At 72.0% G+C, this 6,029-nt stretch carries 4 protein-coding genes; 3 read left to right on the forward strand and 1 reads right to left on the reverse strand.

Going from position 1 to position 6,029, the window contains the following annotated elements; genetic code table 11:
- The first annotated feature begins 117 nt into the window (after positions 1–117).
- On the forward strand, positions 118–2,922 hold the full coding sequence (locus ABTZ99_RS44330) for a beta-L-arabinofuranosidase domain-containing protein (protein WP_499619171.1): 2,805 nt from the start codon (positions 118–120) through the stop codon (positions 2,920–2,922).
- A 105-nt stretch (positions 2,923–3,027) separates the two neighbouring features.
- On the opposite strand, the gene ABTZ99_RS44335 is transcribed toward ABTZ99_RS44330, so the two are convergent.
- Complete coding sequence (locus ABTZ99_RS44335) at positions 3,028–4,446, reverse strand: M1 family metallopeptidase (RefSeq protein ID WP_499619176.1); 1,419 nt, start codon at positions 4,444–4,446, stop codon at positions 3,028–3,030.
- A 179-nt stretch (positions 4,447–4,625) separates the two neighbouring features.
- Between ABTZ99_RS44335 and ABTZ99_RS44340 the strand changes: the two genes are divergently transcribed.
- Together ABTZ99_RS44340 and ABTZ99_RS44345 are read left to right on the forward strand one after the other, a co-directional pair.
- Positions 4,626–5,120: a SigE family RNA polymerase sigma factor gene (locus ABTZ99_RS44340; protein ID WP_498786786.1), complete on the forward strand. Its 495-nt coding sequence runs from the start codon at positions 4,626–4,628 to the stop codon at positions 5,118–5,120.
- Positions 5,117–5,914, forward strand: a complete 798-nt coding sequence (locus ABTZ99_RS44345) for a hypothetical protein (RefSeq protein ID WP_499619174.1) — start codon at positions 5,117–5,119, stop codon at positions 5,912–5,914. Before ABTZ99_RS44340 ends, ABTZ99_RS44345 begins: the two co-directional genes overlap by 4 nt.
- Positions 5,915–6,029: the final 115 nt, after the last annotated feature.

Raw genomic sequence — 6,029 nt, forward strand, 5'->3', positions numbered from 1 at the left:
TCCGAATACCGACGACCCGCTCCGCGTCCAGCGCGAACACGTACATCCAGCCCACGTCACCGGTCATGGAGACCTGGTAACCACCGTGGGTCGGCCGTTCCCCCGGAGAGGTATCCCATGGCACAGCCCGTAGACCGGCGAGCGTTCCTCCGCGCCACGGCGGTGGCGGCGGCGACTCCCCTGGTCGCGTCCGCCGCCGCAGGTCGGGCGGTGGCGGCGGCCGAGCCCGTCGCCCCGGAGTCCGCCCTGCCACCGCCGGCGGCCTGGCGGGTCCGGCCGTTCGCGCTGGACGAGGTGGCGCTCGGCGACGGCCTCTTCGCCGCCAAGCGGGACCTGGTGCTCGACTACGGCCGCGAGTACGACGTGGACCGGTTGTTGCAGGTCTTCCGCGCCAACGCGGGGTTGTCGACGCGGGGCGCGGTGGCGCCGGGCGGCTGGGAAGGGCTGGACGGCGAGGCGAACGGCAACCTGCGCGGCCACTACACCGGGCACTTCCTCACCATGTTGTCGCAGGCGTACGCGGGCACCGGTGACGAGGTCTACGCCGACAAGATCCGCTACGCGGTCGGCGCCCTGGTCGAGGTGCGCGAGGCGTTGCGGCACGACCCGGTGCTGCGCAGCGTGCCCGGCAGGTTCGGCACGGCGGTGGAGAACCCGCGCGGCAGCTACCAGATCTTCGACCTGCCGCCGACCGTGCTGGCGGACTCACGGGCCATCACGATCTCCGCCTGGGTCAAGCCGGAGCACGACACCATGTGGTCGCGGGTGTTCGACTTCGGCAACGACGTGTCCCGCTACATGTTCCTGACGCCGCGCTGCCACCTGAACGTGCCGCGCTTCGCCATCACGCCCGACGGCCCCGGCGTCGAGCAGGTGATCGACGGCGTCGCTCCGCTGCCCGTGGGCCGGTGGAGCCACCTCGCGGTCACCATCGAGGGCACCACCGGCTCCCTCTACGTCAACGGCACGCGGGTCGGCGTGAACCCGAACATGACGCACAACCCGGCCACGCTCGGCAGACTGCGCAACCACTGGCTCGGCAACTCCCAGTTCGCCGCCGACCCCCCGTTCGCGGGCGCGTTCGACCAGGTGGACCTCTGGTCGCGGGCGTTGGGCGCCGACGAGATCGCCGCGCTCCAGCACACCCCCTCGCGGGGCGACCTGGCGTCCTACTCGTTCGACGAGACGAGCGGCTCCACGATCGCCGACGCGTCCGGGCGCGGGCAGCACGCCACGTTCCGGCGCAACTGGGGCGGCCCGAGCCACCCCGGCTACCTCGCCGCGTACCCGGAGACGCAGTTCATCACGCTGGAGTCGATGACCGCCGGCAACTACTTCGTCGTGTGGGCCCCGTACTACACCGCGCACAAGATCCTGCGCGGCCTGCTCGACGCCTACCTCAACACCGGTGACGAACGCGCGCTCGACCTCGCGAGCGGCCTGTGCGACTGGATGCACTCGCGGCTGTCGAAGCTGCCGAAGGCCACGTTGCAGCGGATGTGGGGCATCTTCTCCAGCGGCGAGTTCGGCGGCATCGTGGAGGCGATCTGCGACCTGCACGCCATCACCGGCAAGGCCGAGCACCTGGCGCTGGCCCGGCTGTTCGACCTGGACCGGCTCATCGACTCGTGCGCGGCGGGCACGGACGTCCTCGACGGCCTGCACGCCAACCAGCACATCCCGATCCTCACCGGCATGGTGCGGCTGCACGACGAGACCGGCGAGCAGCGCTACCTGACCGCGGCGCGCAACTTCTGGGACATGGTCGTGCCGACCAGGATGTACAGCATCGGCGGCACGAGCACGGGCGAGTTCTGGCGGGCGCGCGGCAGCATCGCGGGCACGTTGAGCGACACCAACGCCGAGACGTGCTGCGCGCACAACATGCTCAAGCTCAGCCGGGCGCTGTTCTTCCACGAGCAGGACCCGAAGTACATGGACTACTACGAACGCGCGCTGTACAACCAGGTGCTCGGGTCCAAGCAGGACCGCGCCGACGCGGAGAAGCCGCTCGTCACGTACTTCATCGGACTGGTGCCCGGCCACGTGCGGGACTACACGCCGAAGGCCGGCACCACGTGCTGCGAGGGCACCGGCATCGAGAGCGCGACCAAGTACCAGGACTCGGTGTACTTCGCCAAGGCCGACGGCAGCGCGCTGTACGTCAACCTCTACAGCGCGTCCACGCTGAAGTGGGCGGCGAAGGGCGTCGCGGTCACGCAGACCACGGACTACCCGGTCGAGGAGGGCTCGACGATCAACGTGCACGGCCGCGGCCGGTTCGACCTGCACCTGCGCGTGCCGGGGTGGGCCGCCGGGTTCCGGGTGTCGGTCAACGGCGAGCGGGTGCCGGGCGAGGCCGTGCCGGGCTCGTACTTCACGGTGTCGCGGACGTGGCGGGGCGGTGACACCGTGCGGGTGTCCATCCCGTTCCGGCTGCGGGTGGAGCGGGCGCTGGACGACCCGGCCACGCAGACGTTGTTCCTCGGCCCGGTCAACCTGGTCGCGCGCGACGCCCGCCGCACGTTCCTGGAGTTCGGGCTGTACCGCAACGCGGGCCTGTCCGGCGACCTGCTGCCCAGCCTGGCGCCGGTGCCGGGCAAGCCGCTGCACCACGTGCTCGACGGCGTCGAGTTCGCGCCGTTCTTCGAGGGCACGGAGGACCCGACGCACGTCTACTTCCACCGCCGTGAGCCGCGCATCGCGTTCGGCGGGCGTGATTCGGGGGTGGCGAACCCGAGCCGGGCCGACGGGACCACGTTCCTGGACGAGGTGTGGGCCGCCGCGCCGTTCCGGGCCAAGGGGCACCTGGTCCAGCGCGTGCAGGCGACCGCGACGACGTGGGTCTCGGCGGGCCTGCTCACCGCCGACGAGGCGCGGAAGGTGGTGCGCACGGCCCAGGACGCCACCTACTCGGCCTGAGGGACCCCGACACCGACACCCGAGGAGTCCTTCGCCGGCTCTCTTTCGCGGCCGAGGTGGCAGGCCGGCTGCGCGAGGCGGCACACCTCGCGCAGCCGGGCTCCGTCAGCGGCGGTTGATCCGGTCGAAAGACGCCGGTTCGCGCGTTGTCGGCACGCCGGCGATCACCGGCTTGCCCGCGCTGAACACCCACGTGCGGAACAGGTCGTCCAGGTCGCGGCCCGCGACCTCCTCCGCGAACGCGGCGAACTCGGCCGACGTGGCGTTGCCGTGCGCCTTGCGCTCGGCCCACGTCCGCAGCGTCCGGAAGAACACCTCGTCACCGACCTCCGTCCGCAACGCGTGCAACGCCAGCGCCCCGCGCTCGTGCACCGCCGCGCCGTACAGGTACCGCGGCGTCGGGTCGGCCACGGCCACGTCCCAGATCTCGTGGTCGTCGGCGTAGTAGCGGTACGTCCAGTCCGCGATCTCCCGCGCGGTGCCCTCGCCGTTGGCCTCCGACCACAGCCACTCCGCGTAGGTGGCGAACCCCTCGCTCAGCCAGATGTCGCTCCAGCGGCTGATCGTCACCGAGTTGCCGAACCACTGGTGCGCCATCTCGTGAGCCACGACGTAGGTGTTCGGCCCGTCGCGGAACGCGCCCGCCGGGTACGCCGGCCGGGTCTGCGTTTCCAGCGGCAACGACCGGTACGGCGTGACCAGACCGCCCAGCTCGCCCATCGGGTACGGGCCGAACCTGTCCTCCAGGAACCGCACCACCTCCGGCGTGCGCTCCACGCTCTCCCTCGCCGCCGTGCCGGTCGACGCGGTCGAGTAGGCGTTGACGACCGGCTTGCCGTCGGCCGTGGTGGACCGCCGCACGTCGAACTGGCCCATCGCCAGGAACGTCACGTGCGGCGCCTGCGGCCGGTCGCCCACCCAGTGCCACGTGGTCCGGCCGTCGGCCCCCGGCTCGACACCGGCCAGCGCGCCGTTGGAGATCGCCTCCACCCCGGTCGGCACGGAGATCGACACGTCGTAGGTGGCCTTGTCGCTCGGGTGGTCGTTGACCGGGTACCACCACGGGGACATCGTCGGCGCGGCGATCGCCAGCGCGCCGTCCGCGGTCCACCGCCACTTCGTGATCGGCGACTCCGCATGGGTCCACGACGGTGACGCCGAGTACCCCACCTCCACCGTCACCGACGCGCCCGCGGGCACGTCGCCGCCCGCCCCCACCAGCAGCTGGCCGTTGTGCTGCGCCGCGCCGACGTCACGCCCGTCCACCTTGGCCCACCGACCGGGCAGCCAGAAGTCGAAGTAGAACCCGGACATCTCCCGCAAAGTGGTCAACCGGATGGTCGCGGTGCCGGTCAGCACGTCCGTGGTCGGCTCGTAGGACAGCCGCAGGTCGTAGTGCTGGACGTCGTAGCCCTCGTTGCCGGCGCGCGGGAAGTACGGGTCACCCAGCCCCGGGCCCGGGTCGCTCGCGTGCGCCGGCGTGGCCGACAAGACCAACACCGCGGCGACCAACCCGGACAGCATCGTTCTCACGTGTAATCCTCCTCCGTCGAGGGCGGGTGCGTGCGCCCTTCGTCACGAAGACGTCACGAGAGGTGATCGTGTTGCGCCGGAGAGTTCTTCGCCACGACGTGCAACGGATCGGCCGGGTTCCCCGTTGAGGAGCGTGATCACAAGCCAAGTGGCCGATCGGGAGAGCGCCGATGGAGTTCGGTGAGTACGTGGTCGGGCGGCGTCCGGCGCTGATGCGGTTCGCCACCGTGCTGACCTGCCAGACGTGGCTGGCCGAGGACATCGTCAGCGACGTGCTCGGCCGCGCCTTCGAGCGGTGGGACCGGATCTCGGTGATGGCCGAGCCGCACGCCTACGTGCGGCGGATGGTCGTCAACGAGTACCTGTCGTGGCGGCGGAGACTGGCCCGCACGTCACCGAGTGCCGAGGTCCTCCCGGACGTGCCGGTCGGCGACGGAGCCGACGACCGGGCGCAGCGGGACGCGATGATCCGCAGGCTGGCCCGCCTGCCCCGGCGGCAGCGGGCGGCGGTGGTGCTGCGCTACTACGCCGGCCTGCCCGACGCCGAGATCGCCGCCGAGCTGGGCTGCCGGGTGACGACGGTGCGCAGCCAGATCTCCCGGGCGCTCGCGACCCTCCGCGTCGACCTGACCGCCAACCCCCACGCCTACCAGGAGACGAGATGACCGACCTGCGCGCGCTCCACGACGCCTTCGAGGAACTCGAACGGCGCGCCGACGCCGCGACCGCCCGCACGTCGCTCGACACCCCGCCGCGCACGCGGGCCGCCGCGTCCCGCTCGGGCGTCCGGTTGGCGCCGATCGCCCTCGCGGCGGCCGTGGTGGCCGGTGTGGCGACCGGGGCGGTGCTGCTCGTGCCGAACAACGACCCCGCCACGCAGGCCGCCCCACCCGGCACGTCCTCGACCGCGCCTCCCGTCACCACCGTGCCCGCGCCGCCGCCTCCCGCCCACGAGACGCCCGAGTTGCTGGCCGAGCGGTTGCGTGCCGTGCTCGGCGACCTGGCGACGTTCGTGGTGAGCGAGACCGGGCCCGGCGCGTCGATGTGGACCCTGCCCGAGGGCCCGCCCACCGGTGCGCCGAGCACCCTCGACCCCAAGCCGACCAAGCAGATCGGTTCGTCGATCGGCGGCACGCTCACCGCGGCCGGCGTGACCGGCGGCTTCGACCTGCTGATGTACCCGGGCACCGCGGGCGAGAAGGCCCAGTGCGCCCTGCCGGACGAGCCGAGCTGCACCATGCGAGAGCTGCCCGACGGCTCGTCGCTGGCCACCAACCAGTACGCGTTGGAGACCGCGGGTCAGACCAACGAGGTCAAGCTCACCCGCCCCGACGGCCTCGTGTTCGTCATGCACGTCAGCAACCGCAAGTCGCCGAAGGGCCAAGGCCCCGTGCTGGGCCCGCACCCGCCGCTGACCGTCGAGCAGTTGGTGCAGATCGCCACCTCCGAGCGCTGGTGACGCTCCGGGCCGGAACACCGGGTGGCGGGGGGTTGGGGGGGCGGTGGGGCGTGCCCCCCCCCCCAGCATCAACCCCAGAGCGAGAGTCGCGTAGGTAGAGGAGGGGGGGGTGGGA

It is taken from the genome of Actinosynnema sp. NPDC002837 (assembly GCF_040295345.1).
Lineage (GTDB): Bacteria > Actinomycetota > Actinomycetes > Mycobacteriales > Pseudonocardiaceae > Actinosynnema.

What these genes read in the sequence shown, in the direction of transcription:
- ABTZ99_RS44330 (WP_499619171.1), top strand. Translation starts at nt 118, where the DNA reads ATGGCACAGCCCGTAGACCGGCGAGCGTTCCTCCGCGCCACGGCGGTG.
- ABTZ99_RS44335 (WP_499619176.1), bottom strand. Translation starts at nt 4,446, where the DNA reads ATGCTGTCCGGGTTGGTCGCCGCGGTGTTGGTCTTGTCGGCCACGCCG.
- ABTZ99_RS44340 (WP_498786786.1), top strand. Translation starts at nt 4,626, where the DNA reads ATGGAGTTCGGTGAGTACGTGGTCGGGCGGCGTCCGGCGCTGATGCGG.
- ABTZ99_RS44345 (WP_499619174.1), top strand. Translation starts at nt 5,117, where the DNA reads ATGACCGACCTGCGCGCGCTCCACGACGCCTTCGAGGAACTCGAACGG.